Source organism: Tenacibaculum maritimum NCIMB 2154 (assembly GCF_900119795.1).
Classification (GTDB): Bacteria; Bacteroidota; Bacteroidia; order Flavobacteriales; family Flavobacteriaceae; genus Polaribacter; species Polaribacter maritimus.
Window position 1 is genome coordinate 913899 of the sequence record NZ_LT634361.1, and the last position, 19548, is coordinate 933446.

General features: G+C 32.6%; 14 protein-coding genes and 2 tRNA genes. 4 read left to right on the forward strand and 12 right to left on the reverse strand.

Annotated elements, in window-relative coordinates; translation table 11 throughout:
* The first annotated feature begins 102 nt into the window (after positions 1-102).
* Positions 103-1812: a gliding motility lipoprotein GldJ gene (gldJ, locus tag MARIT_RS04310; RefSeq protein ID WP_024741648.1), complete on the forward strand. Its 1710-nt coding sequence runs from the start codon at positions 103-105 to the stop codon at positions 1810-1812.
* Between the two features lie 63 nt (positions 1813-1875).
* The gene (locus MARIT_RS04315) at positions 1876-3129 is read left to right on the forward strand and encodes a UDP-N-acetylmuramoyl-tripeptide--D-alanyl-D-alanine ligase (RefSeq protein WP_100210870.1); all 1254 of its coding nucleotides are present in this window, start codon (positions 1876-1878) and stop codon (positions 3127-3129) included.
* Here MARIT_RS04315 and MARIT_RS04320 read toward each other — a convergent pair.
* The 10 genes from MARIT_RS04320 to MARIT_RS04365 all read right to left on the reverse strand — a co-directional run bounded on the left by MARIT_RS04320 (position 3122) and on the right by MARIT_RS04365 (position 14737).
* Positions 3122-3973 (reverse strand): N-acetylglucosamine kinase, encoded by an 852-nt coding sequence (locus tag MARIT_RS04320; protein ID WP_024741646.1) that lies wholly within the window; start codon positions 3971-3973, stop codon positions 3122-3124. The two genes, MARIT_RS04315 and MARIT_RS04320, sit on opposite strands and share 8 nt — an antisense overlap.
* Positions 3974-4079: 106 nt before the next feature.
* On the reverse strand, positions 4080-5876 hold the full coding sequence (locus MARIT_RS04325; protein WP_306301124.1) for a nucleoside-diphosphate sugar epimerase/dehydratase: 1797 nt from the start codon (positions 5874-5876) through the stop codon (positions 4080-4082).
* Between the two features lie 157 nt (positions 5877-6033).
* Positions 6034-6549, reverse strand: a complete 516-nt coding sequence (locus MARIT_RS04330) for a hypothetical protein (protein ID WP_024741645.1) — start codon at positions 6547-6549, stop codon at positions 6034-6036.
* A 70-nt stretch (positions 6550-6619) separates the two neighbouring features.
* The gene (gene ccsA, locus MARIT_RS04335) at positions 6620-9754 is read right to left on the reverse strand and encodes a cytochrome c biogenesis protein CcsA (RefSeq protein WP_100210871.1); all 3135 of its coding nucleotides are present in this window, start codon (positions 9752-9754) and stop codon (positions 6620-6622) included.
* A 164-nt stretch (positions 9755-9918) separates the two neighbouring features.
* The gene (gene scpA, locus MARIT_RS04340) at positions 9919-11982 is read right to left on the reverse strand and encodes a methylmalonyl-CoA mutase (protein ID WP_024741643.1); all 2064 of its coding nucleotides are present in this window, start codon (positions 11980-11982) and stop codon (positions 9919-9921) included.
* Positions 11975-13321, reverse strand: a complete 1347-nt coding sequence (locus tag MARIT_RS04345) for a methylmalonyl-CoA mutase subunit beta (RefSeq protein ID WP_024741642.1) — start codon at positions 13319-13321, stop codon at positions 11975-11977. Before MARIT_RS04345 ends, scpA begins: the two co-directional genes overlap by 8 nt.
* Before the next feature lie 70 nt (positions 13322-13391).
* Complete coding sequence (locus MARIT_RS04350) at positions 13392-13709, reverse strand: FtsB family cell division protein (protein WP_024741641.1); 318 nt, start codon at positions 13707-13709, stop codon at positions 13392-13394.
* Between the two features lie 3 nt (positions 13710-13712).
* Entirely contained in the window at positions 13713-14318 is a 606-nt protein-coding gene (gene udk / locus MARIT_RS04355) for a uridine kinase (protein WP_024741640.1), read from the reverse strand.
* Positions 14319-14431: 113 nt separating this feature from the next.
* Positions 14432-14505 (reverse strand) — tRNA-Thr (locus MARIT_RS04360).
* Positions 14506-14662: 157 nt separating this feature from the next.
* Positions 14663-14737: transfer RNA gene (locus MARIT_RS04365), tRNA-Pro, on the reverse strand.
* A 157-nt stretch (positions 14738-14894) separates the two neighbouring features.
* Between MARIT_RS04365 and MARIT_RS04370 the strand changes: the two genes are divergently transcribed.
* Entirely contained in the window at positions 14895-15656 is a 762-nt protein-coding gene (locus MARIT_RS04370; protein ID WP_024741639.1) for a cyclase family protein, read from the forward strand.
* A 109-nt stretch (positions 15657-15765) separates the two neighbouring features.
* The gene (locus MARIT_RS04375; protein ID WP_024741638.1) at positions 15766-17127 is read left to right on the forward strand and encodes a spondin domain-containing protein; all 1362 of its coding nucleotides are present in this window, start codon (positions 15766-15768) and stop codon (positions 17125-17127) included.
* Between the two features lie 119 nt (positions 17128-17246).
* Here the strand turns inward: MARIT_RS04375 and MARIT_RS04380 are convergent, their stop codons facing one another.
* Both MARIT_RS04380 and MARIT_RS04385 read right to left on the reverse strand, forming a co-directional pair.
* Positions 17247-18692, reverse strand: coding sequence for a trehalase domain-containing protein (locus MARIT_RS04380; RefSeq protein WP_100210872.1), 1446 nt, complete (start codon positions 18690-18692; stop codon positions 17247-17249).
* Positions 18693-18849: 157 nt separating this feature from the next.
* On the reverse strand, positions 18850-19536 hold the full coding sequence (locus MARIT_RS04385; RefSeq protein WP_100210873.1) for a DUF6624 domain-containing protein: 687 nt from the start codon (positions 19534-19536) through the stop codon (positions 18850-18852).
* Positions 19537-19548: the final 12 nt, after the last annotated feature.

A 19548-nucleotide genomic window follows, 5' to 3' on the forward strand; every position in this document is an offset into this window, starting at 1 on the left:
CTACTTTTGTAGTTGTTAATTTACACAGATTTTGCTTTTAAATTCTTGTAAGAAAGTAGAATTATTGTAAATTGCAACACCCTAAAACATAGTTAAAGATACATGAAAAGCACATTGAGATTATTTAGTTTATTGGCTATTACTAGTTTACTAATTACCGGATGTAACAGTAGCAGAGGTAATTCAAGCCAATCTTCTTTAACAGGATGGAACTTTAATGACCCGAATTATGGTGGTTATTTAAAAGGAAAATTTAAAGAAGGAAGAAACCCTCCCCCAGGTATGGTGCATATAGAAGGAGGTACTTTTACAATGGGATTGGTACAAGATGATGTAATGTTTGACTGGAATACTACTCCTAAAAAAATGCATGTTCGTTCATTTTATATGGATGAAACGGAAGTAACAAATGCTGAATATGGATTATTCATGCAGTATACAAGAGATGTGTTTCCTCCAGAGGAAGAGCAATATGAACGAATTTATGAATCAACTTTGCCAGATACTTTGGTGTGGAGAAAAGGATTAGGGAATACCAACCTTTTAGCAGAGAGTTATTTGAGGCATCCTGCATATGCAGATTATCCTGTAGTTGGTGTTAGTTGGATTCAAGCAAATAAATACTGTAAGTGGAGAACGAATGCGGTTAACTTAAAAATATTGATGGATAAGGGAGTTATCAAAAATATTTTCAAGGAGGATTCTATTGCCTTTAAAGGTAAAAATAACTTTGATACGGATACTTATTTAACGGATCCTTATGCTTTGTTTGATGGAGACTCAACAATTTATAAAAGAGGCTTGCCTGTACCAAGAGTTAAGAGACGTGCGAAGCCTGCTAAGGGAGCTTTTACAGGAAGACAAGTAACTTCGTCTGATGGTATTTTAGAACAAAAATTTAGGTTACCAACAGAGGTTGAATGGGAGTATGCAGCTAAAGCTATTTTTGAAAATAGAGAATACAATAATGTTCGTGGGCGTAAAAAGTATGCTTGGAATGGAAAATATACGCGTGATAGAAATAAAGTTCGTAGAGGAGATCAGCTAGCTAACTTTAAGCAAGGAAAAGGAGACTATAGTGGTATTGCTGGTTGGAGTAGCGATGGATCTGATATCCCTACAAAAGTAAAGTCATATCCACCGAATGCCTTTGGTTTGTATGATATGTCAGGTAACGTAGCAGAATGGGTAGCTGATGTGTATAGACCTATTATTGACTCAGAAGCAAATGATTTTAACTATTTTAGAGGTAATATTTTTACTAAAAAATTAATAGGAGAAGATGGTAAGGTTGTTATTATTGGAGATGGAGAGGTAGAGTATGATACTTTGGTAAATGGAAGAATTGTTCCTAAAGATTTGCCAGGAAGTGTTAAATACATTCCAATTACAAAGACGGATACTTACATGAGAAGAAATTATAAGGTAGCAGATAATTCTAATTTGAGAGATGGAGATTATGCTTCTTCTAAGTATTATAATTTAGATAAAGAAGAGTTAGAAGGAAGAAGTGGTCCAAGAATGTATAATTCTCCCAAAAAACCAGAACAAGAGAGAGATTCTTTAGGTAACGTGGTTGAAAACTTTAAATATGATGCTAAAAGAAGAACAACTTTAATTAGTGAGAAAACGAGAGTTTATAAAGGAGGTTCATGGGCAGATAGAGAGTATTGGTTAGATCCGGCTCAAAGAAGATATTTCCCGCAATACATGGCAACGAATTATATTGGATTTAGATGTGCTACGGATAAGGTAGGACCTATGATGATGAATAAGAAGAAAACACCAATGCCTAAATATAGGTATAACTAATATTTAATAATATTTTTATGAAAACCTCATTACATTTGTAATGAGGTTTTTTATATTAAAAAGATGAGTATAGCAGATTTATATAAACTATATAGCAAGCACTATTTAGTAGATACGGACACTAGAAAGATTAGGGAAAACACAATTTTTTTCGCATTAAAAGGAGTTAATTTTAATGGAAATGAGTATGCAAGAGAGGCACTTGAAAGAGGAGCTGCGTTTAGCGTTGTTGATGAGGAAAAATATCAGGTGGATGAAAATATCATTCTTGTGGATAATGTTTTAGCAACGATGCAAAATTTAGCACATTATCATAGAACTAAATTGGGCTTACCTATCATAGGACTGACGGGTAGTAACGGGAAAACAACAACTAAAGAGTTGATTAAACAGGTGCTTAGCAGAAAATATAACACAGTAGCTACCGTAGGGAATTTAAATAACCATATAGGAGTTCCTTTGACTTTGCTATCCATGACACCTAAAACAGAAGTAGGTATTGTTGAAATGGGGGCAAATCACTCTGAAGAAATAGCCTTTTTATGTGAGATTGCGGCTCCTGATTATGGGTACATTACTAATTTTGGAAAAGCTCATTTAGAAGGATTTGGAAGTGTAGAAGGAGTTATTAAGGCTAAGTCGGAGCTGTATGATTACTTGAGATGTCATAACAAAACGGTATTCGTGAATTATAAAGACCTTATTCAAATGGAGAGGACAAAACAAATGGCTAGGATATTACTTGATAAAGAAATTCTTTTTCAAGAAGCAAATCCATTTGTTGTATTAGCTTATAAAGGAAGTGAAATTCGAAGTAATTTAATAGGGAAATATAATTATACTAATATTGCTGCAGCCATTACTTTCGGGATTTATTTTGGGGTAAGCTCTGAGGAGATAAAAATAGCAATGGAGAGTTATATACCTAAAAATAACAGATCTCAGGTAATAAAAAAAGGAAGTAATACAATTATATTAGATGCTTATAATGCAAACCCTACGAGTATGATTGCAGCTTTAGATAACTTTAAAAGCTTAAAAACTTCTCAAAAGACGGTTATTTTAGGGGATATGTTTGAGTTAGGAAAGGAAGCGAATAAGGAGCATCAAAAGCTAGCGAATTTTGTAGGTAATTTGGATTGTGAAAATGTATTCTTTATAGGAGAGTATTTTTCACAAATAGCAACAGATTTCCTTCAATTTAAGAATTTTGAGGAGTTCAAGAATTACCTCTTAACGAATAAGATAATAAATAATACTATTCTTATAAAAGGATCTAGAGGAATGGCTTTAGAAAGGGTCTTAGATATTATTTGATGTTTGTTTTATGGTATTCTAATAGATTATCAATTGGTCTTTGTATGACAGCAGTGATAGAAAGACCATTCTTTTTAGCAACTTTATCTAATATGTTTTTAAAATAAAAAGCAATAGAACCAATAAAGTATATTGGTATATCTGCGGGTTTATTATAGGGAAGTACTCTATATTTGAAAAACTCTTGGAAGCCTTTTTTAATTAATTTTTTGATATATTTTTCTTCTTTGAAATCAAACATAAACTTAGCAAAAGAAGCTAGGTATCTATTCGGGTTAGGTTGAAGGTATAAGTTGTCTTTAACAAAATCAGCATCTGTATTAAACTGTTGATTGAATGCAAATAGCATCTTTTCAGGCATTTTTTGGTAGTAAAAATCGCGAAGCAATAGTTTTCCAAAGTAATTACCGCTAGCTTCATCCATCAATGAATAGCCCAAAGATTCAGCATTCATTTCCATAGAATTACCGTCAAAATAGCAGCTATTAGAACCTGTTCCAAGAATGCAAACTAAAGCAGGTCTTTTACCAGAAGAAGCATAAACAGCAGCTAGCATATCTTCTGCAATAATAACTTTTGAGTTTATAAAGATATTTTCTAAAACGTCTGCTAAAATTTGAGCAGGTTTGGGAGTTCCACAGCCTGCCCCATAAAAATGAATTTCATTGACCTTTTCTTTTATGTTTATTAATTCAAACATATTTACGATTCGGTTTTTTAGTTCTTCTTTATTTAGAACAGCAGGGTTTAATCCTAGTGTACGTACCCTAAAAACTTCATTTTTTTCATTGTCAAGAGCAATCCAATCGACTTTTGTAGAGCCGCCGTCAGCGATTAAGATCATGTTATTAAAGATAAAATAGTGGATAGCCAAGCTACGCAATATTTCGTGAAAAATAAAGAATAAAAGCATAAAAATAGTACAAAATCGCTTCTCTTTTGTGCTGTTTTTATAAATCTAATTTCTCGTATTCAGAATTGTTTGATTTGTATTCGGGTACTAAGTCTTTTATTATCTTAACGGTAGCTTTATTTTGATGCTCTTTATTTTTTAGGCACAGTTCTTTAATTTTTATTAAGGTGGTATTGATATCTAAATTTTGATTTTTTGCGATTAAAATTTTTTCATGATAGGTTGGTTTGGTGTTTTCGCCATTCGCTAATAACTCTTCGTATAACTTTTCTCCTGGCCTTAAACCAGTTATTTTAATATTGATATCTTCAGGGTATTTTAAGCCAGATAGATGGATCATTCTTTTAGCAATATCGTATATTTTTACAGAATCTCCCATATCAAAAATATAGATTTCCCCACCTTTTCCCATTGTGCCGGCCTCAAGAACTAATCGGCAAGCCTCAGGAATCGTCATAAAAAAGCGAGTAATGTCTTTGTGAGTTACTGTTAGTGGTCCTCCATTTTCAATTTGTTTTTTAAACAAAGGAATAACAGATCCATTTGAGCCTAAAACATTACCAAAACGAGTAATGGTGAATTTAGTGAGGGAACTACTTTTACTTAGGCAACTAATATACATTTCGGCAACTCTCTTTGTAGCTCCCATTACATTTGTTGGGTTTACAGCTTTATCAGTAGAAACCATTACAAATCTTTCTACAGAATGTTTTATGGATAAATCAGCGATATTTAAGGTGCCCGCAATATTAATTTTTACAGCTTCATAAGGACTTTCCTCCATCAGAGGCACATGTTTATAAGCAGCAGCATGAAATACTTTATTGGGCTTAAAACGCTTAAAGATATCGTCCATTCGAATATTGTCTCTAACGTCGGCAACAATACAGGTGAAATTTTTAGTTCTTTGTTGAATTAGTTCTTGCTGTAATTCGTAAAGAGGTGATTCAGCCTGATCTACTAAGATTAGGTGTTTGTGTTTATAAAGACTCAATTGCCTAGAAATTTCAGAACCAATAGACCCAGCAGCTCCTGTAACTAAAATAACTTTATTATCAACTTCTCTTTGTACAATGGGATTGTCAATAGAAATAGGTTTTCTATTAAGGAGGTCTTCAATTTTTACTTGTTTTATTTGGTTTACTTCGAAATCGCCTCCAATCCATTTAGATAAAGGGGGAACTATTTTTACTTTGAGTCCTAAATCTAAAAGAATATCAGTAATCTCTAGAATTCGATTAGGCTTAATGTTTTGCATTGAGATGATAACCTCTTTGATATTTTTTCTATCAACAAAATCGAGTGTTAATTGATGTAAGGAGTAAATTCTAACTCTATCTATCTTCTTTCCAATTTTATTTTTGTCATCATCAATAAACCCTGATATCTCATAGTTGCTTTTAGTATCTTTATTCAGTACTCCATAAGTAATAAGCCCAGAATCACCTGTACCATAAATTAAAACATTAGTAATGGTATTTAACTCTGTAGAAATAATTTCGTAAAAAGTTTTAAATAAGAATCTGCTTATAATAAGAACGAATATGCTTATTAGGTAGTGGATAATTACAATGGATATTGGGATGGTAAAGTTAGGGAAAAGATTAAAAGCTCTATTCAAAGTAAGAAAAGATACTGTTATGAGAGATAGAATACTAACACCCATAAAAATATTGAAAGCATCTTTTGTACCAGTATGCCTTACGATACCTTTGTAAGACCCAACTAATACAAAGCTAATTAAGGCAATAAGAGCTATAAAAGGAATTTGATATTTGAAATTATTAAAATCAAAATTCAAACTCGCATTAAATCTTACAGTATATGCAACCATAAAAGATATGCAAACCAAGAAAATATCAATTATTAAAACAATCCACCTAGAAGCATATTTGTTTAAAACCTTTAAAATAAAATTCCTAACCATTTAAAAATATTAGCGTACAGTTAATGTATAAGAGAAAAGAAGAGGTTAGAGATATAGGAGAAACTTAAATTTTTTTCATTTGTTGTTTCATCATTTGCATTTGCTCTTTTAACATGCCATGTTTATCTAGCTTTTTAGCTTCAGCCATCAATATCGTAGCTTCTCTCTTACGTCGTTTAGTCATAGCAATTCCTGCCAACTGCAATTTAGCCATAGCTAGGTCATGATCCATTGCTAATCCTAGTTTTACAGCTTTTTTTAGGTATTTTTCTGCTTGAGATATATTTGTTTGGCTAAGCATAATTCCATGCAAGTAGTTGTAATAGCCTTCTTGTTTTTGAATTAATGCTGCGGATGGATTTTTAATGTATCCTAGCCATTTTTTTGCACCTTCAAAATTTTGCTTTCTTAATTGAATAAAAGCAAGTAATATAAATTCATTTTTAAAATAAAATAATACGAAGATTCCAGCTAATAGTAGAATCGAAATTCCATTCATAATGTTGCCTTGAGCAAATTGGAATATAGACCATACTACTGTTAAACCGGCTAGTACCAGCTTTATATTTTTATTAAACATTTTATTTTTTTATTAGTTAATTGTTCTTTGTTATAAAAAACGCAAAAATACATTTTTATTGTAATATCTATTAGTGCTTTTTATAGTGTTTTTGGTGTTTATACCAAGCAAACCCCGTAATAATGACTAAGAAGGCAATATACATATAAGCTTCTTTTGGTGTTACCTCTTGATCTCCACTAGCATATGAATGCAATCCTGATAAATAAAAGTTTACGCCAAAATAAGTCATCATAATTGAAAGGTATGCAAAAGCGGCTGCAAAATTAAAAGAAACTCTTCCTTTCATACCAGGGATCAATCGCATATGTAAAACAAAAGAATAAACCATAATTGAAATTAAAGCCCAAGTTTCTTTTGGATCCCAACCCCAATATCTCCCCCAGCTTTCATTAGCCCACATACCTCCAAGAAAGTTACCTATAGTAAGCATTACCAAACCTACGGTTAAGGACATCTCATTGATGATTGTTAATTCTTTTATATGTAAATTCATTTTCTTTTTATTCTTATTGGTGGTGAAGGCAGTTAAGAACAAGGCGAATATTGCTAGAATCATACCTAGAGAGAAAGGACCGTAACTAGCAACAATGATTGAAACATGAACATATAACCACCAAGAATTTAAAACGGGTTGTAGGTTCCCTATTTCTGGATCTAGCCAGTTTTGATGAGCAAAAGCGAGTGTAATAGCTACTAAAAAGGTAGTAGCGGCAATGGTTAAAGATGATTTTTTTCCTAATATAAGTCCAAAAAGCATGGTGGCAAATGCTACAAAAATAATAGATTCGTAAGCGTTACTCCATGGAGCGTTTCCACTAATATACCATCTAGCTCCTAAACCAAGAATGTGAAATACAAATAAAATGATAACAACACCAATTAATGCTTTTATAAGATAGTATATCCATCTTTTATTGGAAAAAATTTGAATCATTACTAAAACAATAAGTAATAAACTTACGTAGCCGTAGTATTTAGCAAGTTTTACAAAGATTCTAGTTTTATTATAAGCAATTTCCAAGTCTATTTTATCTTTATCAGGAATGACTTTGGTACCAAACTTTCTTTGGAATTTTTTAATTCCATCCAATACTTTATTAGTTTCTGTATAATCATTGGATTTTTTAGAAGCTTGTAATAATTGTAAATAAACAGGCAATGATTGGCGTACAAAGACTGAGTCCGTTCCTTTAAATCCAGCATGTAAAGTTTCTGGTTGAGAAACCCATTTATTATTTTCATCATTAGGAATAGGGAATATACGTAATATTCCTCCTCCAATAGCACTATATAAGAGTCCTACTCTACGATCTATTTTTAAAAGGTCTTTTTGAAATTTATTTTTTATTTTTTCTTTTTGAGCTTGGGTAACTAAATCTTTTATTTTGTAAATTCCTGTAGGGGTTATAAAGTCAGACAGAGAGGCGTGTGTTTGCTCTTTAGGAAGTCCTAAGTGTTCTCTGATTTGGTAGTTCCCTTCTTCTAAAAAGATGAAAGGAACCTCTATCCATAGTCGTGGATTTTCCGTAATAGATAGTAATACTTGGCTAGGAACCATTTCTTTAAATTGTTCAGCCTGACTTACTTTTCGTACTAACTCAGAGGCAAAAGTATGCGCAGGCTTCATACGACCATTAGCATCTTGAATAACTAGTCGGCTAAAAGAATCAGCATGCTCAGAATTGACCATGTTAGCTTTCAAGATAGAATCAATTTGAGTTTCTGTTACTCCTTTATTTGGTTGATGAGCTATATGTTGTGCTGTTGCAGCATGTATAGAGAGCGCTAGAATTAAAGAGACTAAAGCTTCTTTTTTCTCGCGGATTTTTCCCAATGATTTTTTTAAATGACTAAATCGAGTTCCTGTAATAAAAAGAGAAAGAATTAATCCAAAGAATAGTAAAAAGTATCCAAGATAAGTGATAAAGGTACCCCAGTAGTCATGATTTACAGATAAATGAGTTTCTTCATGATCGCCTTCTATTTTATAGCTAGATTGAAATAGTTTATAACCTTTATAATTTAAAATATGATTCATGAAAATTCGATAATCAAAGGTTTCGTTAGGAGCTATTACAGTAACTTCACTAGCGTAAGAGGCTGCACTTTCAGAACCTGGATATTTTTCTAATTGGAAGTCATTCAGTTTTACATTAAAAGGAGTTTCTAATATTTTAGATCCATATAGCATCCTAAAGTTTAATTCGCCAATGCTAATTTCCTTGGAATTTTCTGAGTTATATTGGCCCCCAATTAATGCAACTTGTTTTGTTTTATTATTATGAGTAATATCAAGAATGATTGCATCTAATTTATCTTTACTCTTTTTTCCTCTAACCATTTTTACCTCCCCTTTTTCAGCAGGGTGCGGAATAACGAATTGCAGACCAGAGATATTATGAAGCGTTAAATATTGGAAATGATGGATAGAATCTTTGATAATTTTACCTTTTTTCTGATCTGCCATTCTGAACCAATCTCCATTAGAGGCAGTTTTCATTTTTAAACCTCCATTGTCTTTTATGAAATTGATAGTTGCATTTTTATTAGGCGCATCGAATCCTACTAGAATGTTATGAATGTTTTGAACAGTTCCTCTCTTTATATAATGTTCATGGCGACTTCCACTACTAGATTCAACAAAGAACAAATGTTCAGTGCCTTTTTTGTCTTTTACTAATTTTTTTTCTGCCCAAGGAATATAATCTACAAGCTTAATATCAAAAGTCTTATCTCTAAAATTTTCCTTGAAAGAAATATTGTTTTTTCCCCATGAGGTTAATAGCATAGGTTTGTGTATGGTTCGTTGTTCTTTATTATTGTCAACAACAAGGTTAAGATATGTTGTTTCAGACAAGAACTGGTTGGTAGTCTGTCCTTCCTCTATTACCATTATCCCCTCATAACCAACATAACGAGTAATGCCAGCTCCTATTAAAATCAGTAAAAAGGCAATATGGAATAATAAAACGGACCATTTTTCTTTTTTATACAAGCGATATTTAAAAATATTTCCAAAGAAATTAATAACAAAAAGGAACATGATTAATTCAAACCACCATGTATTGTAAACTAAAGCTTTTGAAGTTTGCGTTCCGTAGTCATTTTCTATAAAAGTAGCGATTCCCATGGCTGTAGCAAAAACGATAAACAAAATGGCCATTAATCGGGTAGAGTAGAGTATATTGAAGATTTTTTTCATCTGCATCATTACATTCGTGTAAAACACCGCAAATTTAAGGATAATAAAAAAAAGAATGTAATTATTTGAAGTATTATTTCTAGGGAAGTAGTAATAGTATTAAAAGTTAAACCTCATAATTTTTAAAAAAACTAATTATGAGGTTTAGATTTTATAAAAGGGGGTTATGTTTCAGTGCTATCAATGAGAATGGTAAGCATATCAATGGCAGCTTGAGCAATCTTAGTACCTGGCCCAAAAACACCAACAGCACCTGCATCAAAAAGGTATTGATAGTCTTGGGCAGGAATTACCCCCCCTACAATAACCATGATATCTTCTCGTCCATATTTTTTTAGTTCTTCAATAACCTGAGGAACCAATGTTTTATGACCCGCAGCTAAGGAAGATATGCCTAATATATGGACATCATTTTCAACAGCTTGCTTGGTGGCTTCTTTTGGAGTTTGGAATAAAGGACCAATATCTACATCAAACCCTAAATCAGCATAACCTGTTGCTACTACTTTAGCTCCTCGATCATGACCGTCTTGACCTAGTTTTGCAATCATTATTCTAGGTCTTCGTCCTTCTAGTTTAGCAAAATGATCCGCTAAAAGAGTTGCTTTTTTAAATAATTTGTCGTCTTTTATTTCTTTGCTATACACGCCAGATATTGTTTTATGAACTGCTTTGTGTCTTCCAAAGACACTTTCTAATGCGTCTGAGATTTCTCCTAGAGTAGCTCTGTTTCTAGCTGCTTTTACTGCGAGATCTAATAGGTTTCCATTTCCAGATTTGGCAGAAGAAGTTAAATCATCTAAAGATTTTTTGGTTTTTTTAGCATCTCGTTTAAATTTCAGATTTTTTAATCGTTCTATTTGTGATAAACGTACGGCTTCGTTATCAACTTCTAAAATATGCAAAGGGTCTTCTTCTTTTAATTGGTATTTGTTAACACCTATAATAGCATCTTTCCCACTATCAATTTTAGCTTGCTTTTTGGCAGCAGCTTCTTCGATTCGCATTTTAGGAATTCCTTTTTCTATAGCCTTTGTCATTCCGCCTAGTTCTTCAACTTCTTGAATGAGTAACCATGCTTTATTGGCGATTTCTTCTGTTAGTTTTTCAACATGATAACTACCAGCCCAAGGATCTACTGTTTTCGTTATATAGGTTTCTTCTTGTAGATAGATTTGTGTATTCCTAGCAATTCTAGCAGAAAAGTCGGTAGGCAAAGCAATGGCTTCGTCTAATGCATTAGTATGTAAGCTTTGGGTACCTCCAAAAGCTGCAGCCATTGCTTCAATAGTTGTTCGAGCAACATTGTTAAAAGGGTCTTGCTCCGTTAAGCTCCATCCACTGGTTTGGCAATGTGTACGTAAAGCTAGTGATTTGGGGTTTTTAGGGTGAAATTGCTTTACTAGTTTAGCCCATAATATTCTACCGGCTCTCATTTTGGCAATTTCAGTAAAATGGTCCATTCCGATTGCCCAGAAAAAAGATAGGCGAGGAGCAAAGGTATCGATATCCATTCCTGCTTCTAATCCTTTTTTTATATACTCCAATCCATCAGCTAATGTATATGCTAATTCAATGTCTTGTGTAGCTCCAGCTTCTTGCATATGGTAGCCAGAGATAGATATAGAGTTGAATTTAGGCATGTTTTTAGAAGTGTACTTAAAGATATCAGCAATGATTCTCATAGAAGGAGTAGGCGGGTAGATGTATGTATTACGAACCATAAACTCCTTTAAAATGTCATTTTGGATGGTTCCGGCTAATAGTTCAGTGGAAACTCCTTGTTCTTCAGCAGCAACTATATAGAATGCTAAAATAGGTAAAACGGCTCCATTCATAGTCATAGATACAGACATTTTATCTAAAGGTATTTGATCAAATAATACTTTCATGTCTTCAACAGAATCTATGGCAACTCCTGCTTTTCCTACGTCTCCCTGTACACGCTCATGATCAGAATCGTACCCTCTATGAGTAGCCAAATCAAAAGCAACGGATAAACCTTTTTGACCAGCAGCTAAGTTTCTTCGGTAAAATGCATTACTTTCTTCTGCAGTAGAAAAACCAGCATATTGCCGAATTGTCCAGGGTCTTCGAACATACATGGTAGCGTAAGGACCTCTTAAGTATGGAGGAATACCAGCCACATACCCTTCATGGAGGAAATTATGAGAGGGTGTTTTGGTACTGTTTTCTAATTTTATGTGTTGGATGTCTTTTCTACTCATTTTGTAAGCGTTCTTTTTCGAGTATTTCGGCTAGTCTTTTTGAGGTAATGGGGATAATCAATGTTTTTTCATTTCTGATTTTTACAAAAGGATTGACTTGTAGATCATGTTTCATTTGATCTTTTGGATTTTGGATTTTGTTGGTGCCTAGTAAAGCAAGTTCTCCATGATTAAATTTTTCTTGCTCTTTTAGTGCGGATACAGAAATTTTTCGTTGAATAACCCCTTCTTTAAGTTGCTTTAAAAAACCTCCTCCTTTTTCAATTTGCTTAAAAATATCTAGTGCTTTATTGGCTAATTGTTGTGTGATACTTTCTATATAATATGCTCCGTCAGCAAAATTTTGAGCCTTACTAAGATAACTTTCTTGTTGCAATATTAGTAGTTGGTTTCTGGATATTCGTTCACCGAATTCATTTGGGGTGTGGAATAATTTATCATAAGAAATATTAGCAATAGTATCGCTTCCTCCTAAAATTGCACTCATACATTCAGAGGTAGTTCTAAGCATGTTTACATTATAATCATATAATGTTTTATTTCGTAAGCTGGGTTGAGAGAAGATATGGGTTGTTGTATTGTTTACATGGTATTCGTTTAGAAGTGAAGTCCAAAGGACTCTAAAAGCTCTTAATTTAGCTATTTCAAAAAAGTAGTTGCTTCCTATGGAGAAATTGAAATGTATTTTGGAAGCTATGTCACCCCCAAAATAATTCAGGTACTCATGGCCATGAGCCAATGCATATGCTAATTGTTGCGTTATGTTTGCTCCTGAGTTTTGATATAGAGAGGCATTTACATTGATGCTATTATTAGTATTGATTATTTGGTTTATTGCTTCGTGATCTTTTTTTAAATTAAAGAACCAATTTCCTGTTTCGGCAAGGTTACCTATAATATCTATTTGAAGAAAGGTGTTTTCTGAATTGCAAAAACTAGTTAGTTTCTTAATAAAAGTTGCAGATAAAAAATGTAATTTAAAATAAATTCTATAAAGAGTGTTATCTATGTTTTTTAAGACTTTTATATAATCAAATTCTTTAAAAGCTATAAACTGAATACTATTAGCGCCTCTTTGCAAGGCATCATTAGCTAAAGTATTAGCTTGTATTTCGTTTTGTATATTAATGGTTTGACAAATACTAAATCCTTTTTCGGGGAGCTGAATATTTTGGTGAAACCGATCTTCTTTTGTGTAAAAAGGTTTTACAGTTATATTCTCATCTGTTTGCCAAAGTAAAGAATTGTTATAGTCAGCGCCTTTTAAATCTACTTGAATTTTTTGTTTCCAAGCGTTTGCTGTTGTTTTTTCAAAATCTAAACTAAATATATTGCTCATATTTAATATAAAGTAAACAGGTTTTAGAAAATACGATTTAGCAGAATAAAAAAAGTGCTAAATCTAATTGCTATTTTTTTATAGTATCGAATTCGATAATATAAATATCTTCGTTTTCTTTTTTCATTAGGTATTTTTCACGGGCATATTGTTCTAACTGAATCGAGTCCTCTAAGCTTTGTATTGTTTTCTTATCTTCAATGATTTTGTTCTTATAAAATTCATTTCTACTTTTTAATTCTTCGATTTCTTGATTGAACTCTCGATGGACTAAATATGAGTTTTCATCAAAAAAAAGCATCCAAACGATAAAGATAGTTAAAATTAACACATAACTATTAGTGATTATTTTAAAAAAAGGATTATTTTTTAATTGTTTTAACGTCATGATTTATAGTCGTTCGCTAATTACAGTTCTAACAATATCAATGGCAACAGTGTTGTATCTATCGTTAGGTATTATTAAATCGGCATAGTTTTTTGTAGGCTCGATAAATTGCTGATGCATTGGTTTTAAGGTACTTTGATATCTGTTTAACACTTCGTCAATGTCTCTCCCTCTTTCTGTAATATCTCTACGAACTCTTCGTATTAAGCGTTCATCAGCGTCTGCATGAACAAATATTTTTATATCGCATAAGTTCCGTAGTTCTTCACTGTTAAAAATTAAAATACCTTCAACGATAATCACTTTTCGAGGGTGTGTTTTTATGGTGTCTTTTGTTCTATTGTGGGTAACAAAAGAATACACAGGTTGTTCTATGATGTTGTCTGATTTTAATTCTTTTAAATGTTTCACAAGTAAATCAAAGTCGATAGCTCTTGGATGGTCAAAGTTTATTTTTGTGCGTTGCTCGTATGAAAGATTGTCTGTGGCATTATAGTATGAATCTTGTGAGATAACGCAAACTTCATCTGCGGGGAGTTGGTTTATTATTTGATTTACAACTGTGGTTTTTCCGCTACCAGTTCCTCCTGCGATTCCTATTATGAGCATGTTGTTTTAAAAGTTTAATTAGACAAAAAAATATGGAGACAAATTTAAGGAAATAAAAAGAAATAATTTGAAGGAATAAAAAAAGTCCTTTCGTATTGAAAGGACTTTTTAAGAGCCGATGAAGGGACTCGAACCCCCGACCTGCTGATTACAAATCAGCTGCTCTAGCCAGCTGAGCTACATCGGCTTTTTTTGCTTTGCGGTTGCAAATATATAGATGTTTTTCTTTTCTGCCAAATAAAAAAATGATTTTTTTTATTTTTTTTTATAAGTGCTTGTTTGTTAGGGTGTTTTTTTGTGTAAAAAAAGTAGTAAGGAAGAAATGGGGTGAAAAATTAATTTTGTCGGGATGAAAGGATTCGAACCTTCGCTCTCACGACCCCCAGCCGTGCGCTTTAACCGGACTAAGCTACATCCCGAATTTTTTAAAAAAGTAGCGCAATGTATAAATAATTTTTTAAAAATAAAAAGCGATAGAAAGTTAAAGGTGTTTTAAAACTGCTATCTGCTTAACTCTTAATAGAAAATTGTTGTTATTTTTGGCTTCGCAATTTTTTTAATTTAGATAATAGCAGTATGAAAATTATAGATTTATCAAAACCAATTCAATATAATAAGCAAGATCCTTGGTTTATGAAGGTGAAAATAAAGCATAAGCCACACCGTAAAGCAAAATGGCTTCTTCGATTTCTAGGACTTCCATTTGGTCTTTTTCCGAAAAAATTTGAAGGTTGGGCAGATGATACCATAAAAAACATGGGGGTGCATTCAACGACACATATAGATGCTCCTTGGCATTACTCTCCTACAACCAATGGCGAAAAATCTAAGACTATAGATGAAGTTCCTTTAGATTGGTGTTATGGTGAAGGCGTCGTTATTGATATGAAGCATAAAAAAGATTTTGACCCGATTACCGTGAGTGATATAGATAAATTTCTTCAAAAAAATGATTTGACTTTAAAACCGGGGATGATTGTTCTTGTAAAAACAGGAAGAGATAAAATTAATGGAACTAAAGATTTTCATAAAAAAGGAACGGGGATGACGGCTCAAGCTACAGAATGGCTTATTGATAGAGGAATTAAGGTGATGGGAATTGATTCTTGGGGGTGGGACTTGCCTTTGCCCTATATGATAAAAAAAGCAAAAGAAAGTAAGAACTCAGAATATTTTTGGGAAGCCCATTTAGTAGGACAAAATAAAGAATATTGTCATATGGAACAGTTAGTTAACTTGGATGCACTTCCGTTGTCAGGCTTTAAAGTAGCAGTATTTCCGTTAAAGATTGTTGGGGCATCTGCAGCGCCGGCTAGGGTAGTAGCAATGCTAGATTAACGTTTGTTAGATGAAGGGGTGAAGATTAGGAGATTTTTTTGAAAAAAAACGTAGAATTTGTAAGTTTTCTTTTTTCATGTCGTCCAAGCCATAAACAAAAATATAAATCATGAAAATTAAATTTTTATCACTTGCTTTAGTTAGTGCAATGGCGCTTACATCATGTAGTAATGATGACGATAATGTAGTTATCCCACAAGATAATACGAAAACATTTAAACTAACTTTAAAAAATGCAATCAACTACATAAATGTAAAGAAAGTAGGTTCTGCTCCTTTGAAAGAAACTGGCGCAAAACATGAAGTTAAGTTTAAAGCGACAAAAGGAACTTATTTAAGTTTTGCTAATATGTTTGCTCAAAGTAATGACTGGATTTTTGCGACAGGAAGTCAAGGAATTAAATTATGGGAGGGAGATACTCCAAAAACAGGAGACATTTCTAACTATATTAAGGTTTGGGATGCTGGAACGGAACAGGATGAAGATTTCTTGACGAATTTTCCAGGAACTATGTACACTGCTCCTAATCAAGAAGGACCTAATATGGGACCAGCAGATAGTAATACTTCTGTTAGAGATACAGGAAGAAATATTAGAAATTATTTAACTGCGTCTTTAGCGTACGACGCTGTAGCTAAAGAGTTTACTTTAACAATTGAAAAAGCAAATAGAGAAGCTGCTCATAATAAAGGGTTTGTGACGCCAGGTATTTTAGTAGTTCATACACAACCTAATGCCTTATTTGAAGAAGGTGCACCTGTTAAAGCTAATGGTTTAGAAAGTTTAGCAGAAGATGGTTCGCCAAAAGCTATTTATGATTGGTTTACTGAAAAAGGATCTACAGGGGGAGCTCCTTTAAGATTATCAACCTCATATTCATTATTGTCAACTCCAGTTGCTTATGTACATCAAGGAACTCAAACTCCTTTATTTACAAAAGGAAGTCCTGCTAAGGCAGGTTCAGGATTAGAAGAGCTTGCTGAGGATGGGAAAGCGGATCCTGTTTATAATTACTTAAACAGTTTACCTAATGTAACAGCTGTTAAAGGAACATCAGCGTTACTTCCAGGTGAAGAAGTAACTCTTGAGATAAAAGCTAAGCCAGGAGATCGTTTAAATTTTGCTACGATGTTAATTTCTTCTAATGATTGGTTTATTTCTAACAATCAACAAGGAATCGAATTATTTGATGCAGAAGGAAATGTAAAAACTAGTTTTGTTATTAATAAAAGTTATTTATATGATTCAGGAACTGAGTTAGATCAAAAAGTAGGATTAGGTAATGGGCAGCCAATGAATGGAAATGAAGCAGTAGCTAATGATGATGATGATACAGTAAGACGTGTTACTGAGATCGAAGATTTTCAATTCGGGAAAGAGAAAGTAACTTCACCTGCTGGAGTAACTCAGAGTAATGACGATAGAGGTGGTTATAACTTTATAGATGTTGCTGTAGAGGTAGTTAACTAATAGTTGTATTATTAAATCTAAATAGAGAAGCTATCTGAAAAGTAATTTCCAGATAGCTTCTTTTGTCTATTCTAAATAGTTCGGTTTTTAGGGAAGCTTACAGTGTTAGGTAAAGTATTTTATTTGTCAATGATTTTAAAATAACTCCCGCTCTTTATCAATACTCCTTTTTCACTAATAAGCGGATGTCTTGTTCCCCACCAATTGAACTGGAAATAATAGGTATCTCGGTCAGTAGGAAAACTAAATTCAAATTCTAATTCCTTTCCGTTTTCCGACCAACGTAGGTTATTTTCATTACCATTTAGGTCTATACATTGTCTTAGATTTTTTCCATCTTGAAAAATCGTTGTTATTGTATCGCTTTTCTTCATTGGTTCTGAAAACATAATAGCGATTTTAGTTTTTCCAGAAAATTTGATGTAAGTAGAATCCTTTGGTGAGATTATTTTCGGTTTTGATAAGTCTTTCTGAATTTCAGAAGTCCATTCAAGTATTTTAGGGTATAAGTCTTTTAAAGTTTCACTATCTTCCTTTTGATTGTAAAGAGCCAAAAGTTGTTTTGTGAAGAGTTGGGAATATTCCAAGCCTCTACTGTCATTTTGAAAACTCCAATTAAGGCCAACTTCATTGGCATAATCTGGAAAATGCTTTTCCAAGAATATGTCATAAACTGCCCATGTCACATATTCGTTAAACACTCCAAATCCATTATTTTCATTGTATCCACTTTCATTATCCCACAGATTGGCATCAAAATTTTTGGCAACCAATTCCTTATATTGATTTGTAGTTGGATTTACATATCCGTGGTCCATTTCTGTAAATAGATTGTGGATTGAAGTAGCAATGTCTTTTTCATTTGTTGAAATTGTATCGGACAAAACGTAGTTTGGAATTGTGATAAAATCAGCCACAGTTGTTGAATCGATATTTCTATGACAATTCATCCTATAAACAAAAGGGGAAAGAACAACATTGTATTTTTCATCACTTGAGTACTGCTTACCAAATTCTTTTGCTAGGAATTCACGCATTTCGTTTAAGTACTGTGTTTTCTTGTACTTGTGTGACACAGCATTGTAATAATCCTTATTTTGCTTAAAAAAAACTCTAAAGTTTGATTTTTGAACAAAGTTGTTTATCAAGTCTAAATGATCATCAAAAGGTTGGAATCCCTTATTTGCATAGAACTCAAACCTTCTTTTTAATTCATTGTTTTCGTCAAATTCGAATGCATAAGAATCAGTCCTAAAGCTTAAATACTCTTCCCATCTTTCTCTTGAATAGTTTACAGAATCTAATAAAGGGTGTTGATTTACTGGTTTAAAATATTCTTGAACTTTGTTATAATAATCGAAACCTTGTCGGACTTCCCACTTATCAGTTTTTCCATATTCCGTAAGTGCCAGAATAATGTTTGCTAATTCATAGGTCTCGGGGTATTTTACACTTATTATTTCCTTCGATTCTTTACTTTCCTTTTTTGACTTTTGGCAGGAAAAAATAAAGAGTACCAAACAGAAAATATAAATAGTAATTTTTAAAGATTGTTTGATTTTCATTTTCAGTCTTATATTTTGCCTAATGTTCTCGGCTATTAGTTTTTGCGTGAATTTAGGAATAAATTTTCTAAGAAAAAACCTAGGATTGAAAATCCGCGAGGATTTTCATAAGTAGTCGAGAGGTAGCAAGTATTTATAGCTATTGTGCCTGCTAGCTTTACTTTTTTAGTTCGTACAATTTAGGTTCAGTTATTCCTCTTTTAATCATATTTTCTTTATTCATTTGAAAATGATTATTAGTCATATGATTTAAATACTTTTTTATTGGTTCAAGCCCTACTGATTCTCTTCTTTTGTTTACATTTAAACTGTCTTCTAAATCTCTTGGATATGCCTGTCCTGTTTTCCTATTATAAGCTACTTGTGTTCCGTAAATTTGTTTTTCACCAGTATTTAGGTTAACACGGTCAACTAATAAACCATAGTTTCTTGGTATTGCATTTCCTTTATCAACTTCAATTTTCATTTGTTGCAGAACTTCTTTTTGAAAATCAGGGTCAAAATCACAATGTTGAACCATTAACCAAAAACTAAATGAGCCTTGTTTACCGACTAAATCAATTCCAGGGAATCCGTATTCGTTCAGAACTTTTTCTAAATTTTTTTTATTGTCTCTAAATATACTGTCTTTATAATCTCGCCATTTTTCTAAACCTATTATTTTATATTTTTCTGGAGGATTTCCACGAGCAACAGTTTGGTCTATTTTAGCTCTGACAGTTATCATGTCTGCTAAATTTTGATTAAACTCCACCTTTTGTTCTATTTTTTTCTTGTCAGATGTTTTTTCATTGCATCCAAATAATGAAAGTCCAATTATTAGTATTCCTATTATTTTTTTCATTTGTGTTTCTTT

What these genes read in the sequence shown, in the direction of transcription:
- MARIT_RS04385 (WP_100210873.1), bottom strand. Translation starts at nt 19,536, where the DNA reads ATGAAAAAAATAATAGGAATACTAATAATTGGACTTTCATTATTTGGA.
- ccsA (WP_100210871.1), bottom strand. Translation starts at nt 9,754, where the DNA reads ATGAAAAAAATCTTCAATATACTCTACTCTACCCGATTAATGGCCATT.
- MARIT_RS04330 (WP_024741645.1), bottom strand. Translation starts at nt 6,549, where the DNA reads ATGTTTAATAAAAATATAAAGCTGGTACTAGCCGGTTTAACAGTAGTA.
- MARIT_RS04350 (WP_024741641.1), bottom strand. Translation starts at nt 13,709, where the DNA reads ATGACGTTAAAACAATTAAAAAATAATCCTTTTTTTAAAATAATCACT.
- MARIT_RS04370 (WP_024741639.1), top strand. Translation starts at nt 14,895, where the DNA reads ATGAAAATTATAGATTTATCAAAACCAATTCAATATAATAAGCAAGAT.
- MARIT_RS04325 (WP_306301124.1), bottom strand. Translation starts at nt 5,876, where the DNA reads ATGGTTGCATATACTGTAAGATTTAATGCGAGTTTGAATTTTGATTTT.
- MARIT_RS04320 (WP_024741646.1), bottom strand. Translation starts at nt 3,973, where the DNA reads ATGATCTTAATCGCTGACGGCGGCTCTACAAAAGTCGATTGGATTGCT.
- MARIT_RS04375 (WP_024741638.1), top strand. Translation starts at nt 15,766, where the DNA reads ATGAAAATTAAATTTTTATCACTTGCTTTAGTTAGTGCAATGGCGCTT.
- udk (WP_024741640.1), bottom strand. Translation starts at nt 14,318, where the DNA reads ATGCTCATAATAGGAATCGCAGGAGGAACTGGTAGCGGAAAAACCACA.
- MARIT_RS04380 (WP_100210872.1), bottom strand. Translation starts at nt 18,692, where the DNA reads ATGAAAATCAAACAATCTTTAAAAATTACTATTTATATTTTCTGTTTG.
- MARIT_RS04345 (WP_024741642.1), bottom strand. Translation starts at nt 13,321, where the DNA reads ATGAGCAATATATTTAGTTTAGATTTTGAAAAAACAACAGCAAACGCT.
- MARIT_RS04315 (WP_100210870.1), top strand. Translation starts at nt 1,876, where the DNA reads ATGAGTATAGCAGATTTATATAAACTATATAGCAAGCACTATTTAGTA.
- scpA (WP_024741643.1), bottom strand. Translation starts at nt 11,982, where the DNA reads ATGAGTAGAAAAGACATCCAACACATAAAATTAGAAAACAGTACCAAA.
- gldJ (WP_024741648.1), top strand. Translation starts at nt 103, where the DNA reads ATGAAAAGCACATTGAGATTATTTAGTTTATTGGCTATTACTAGTTTA.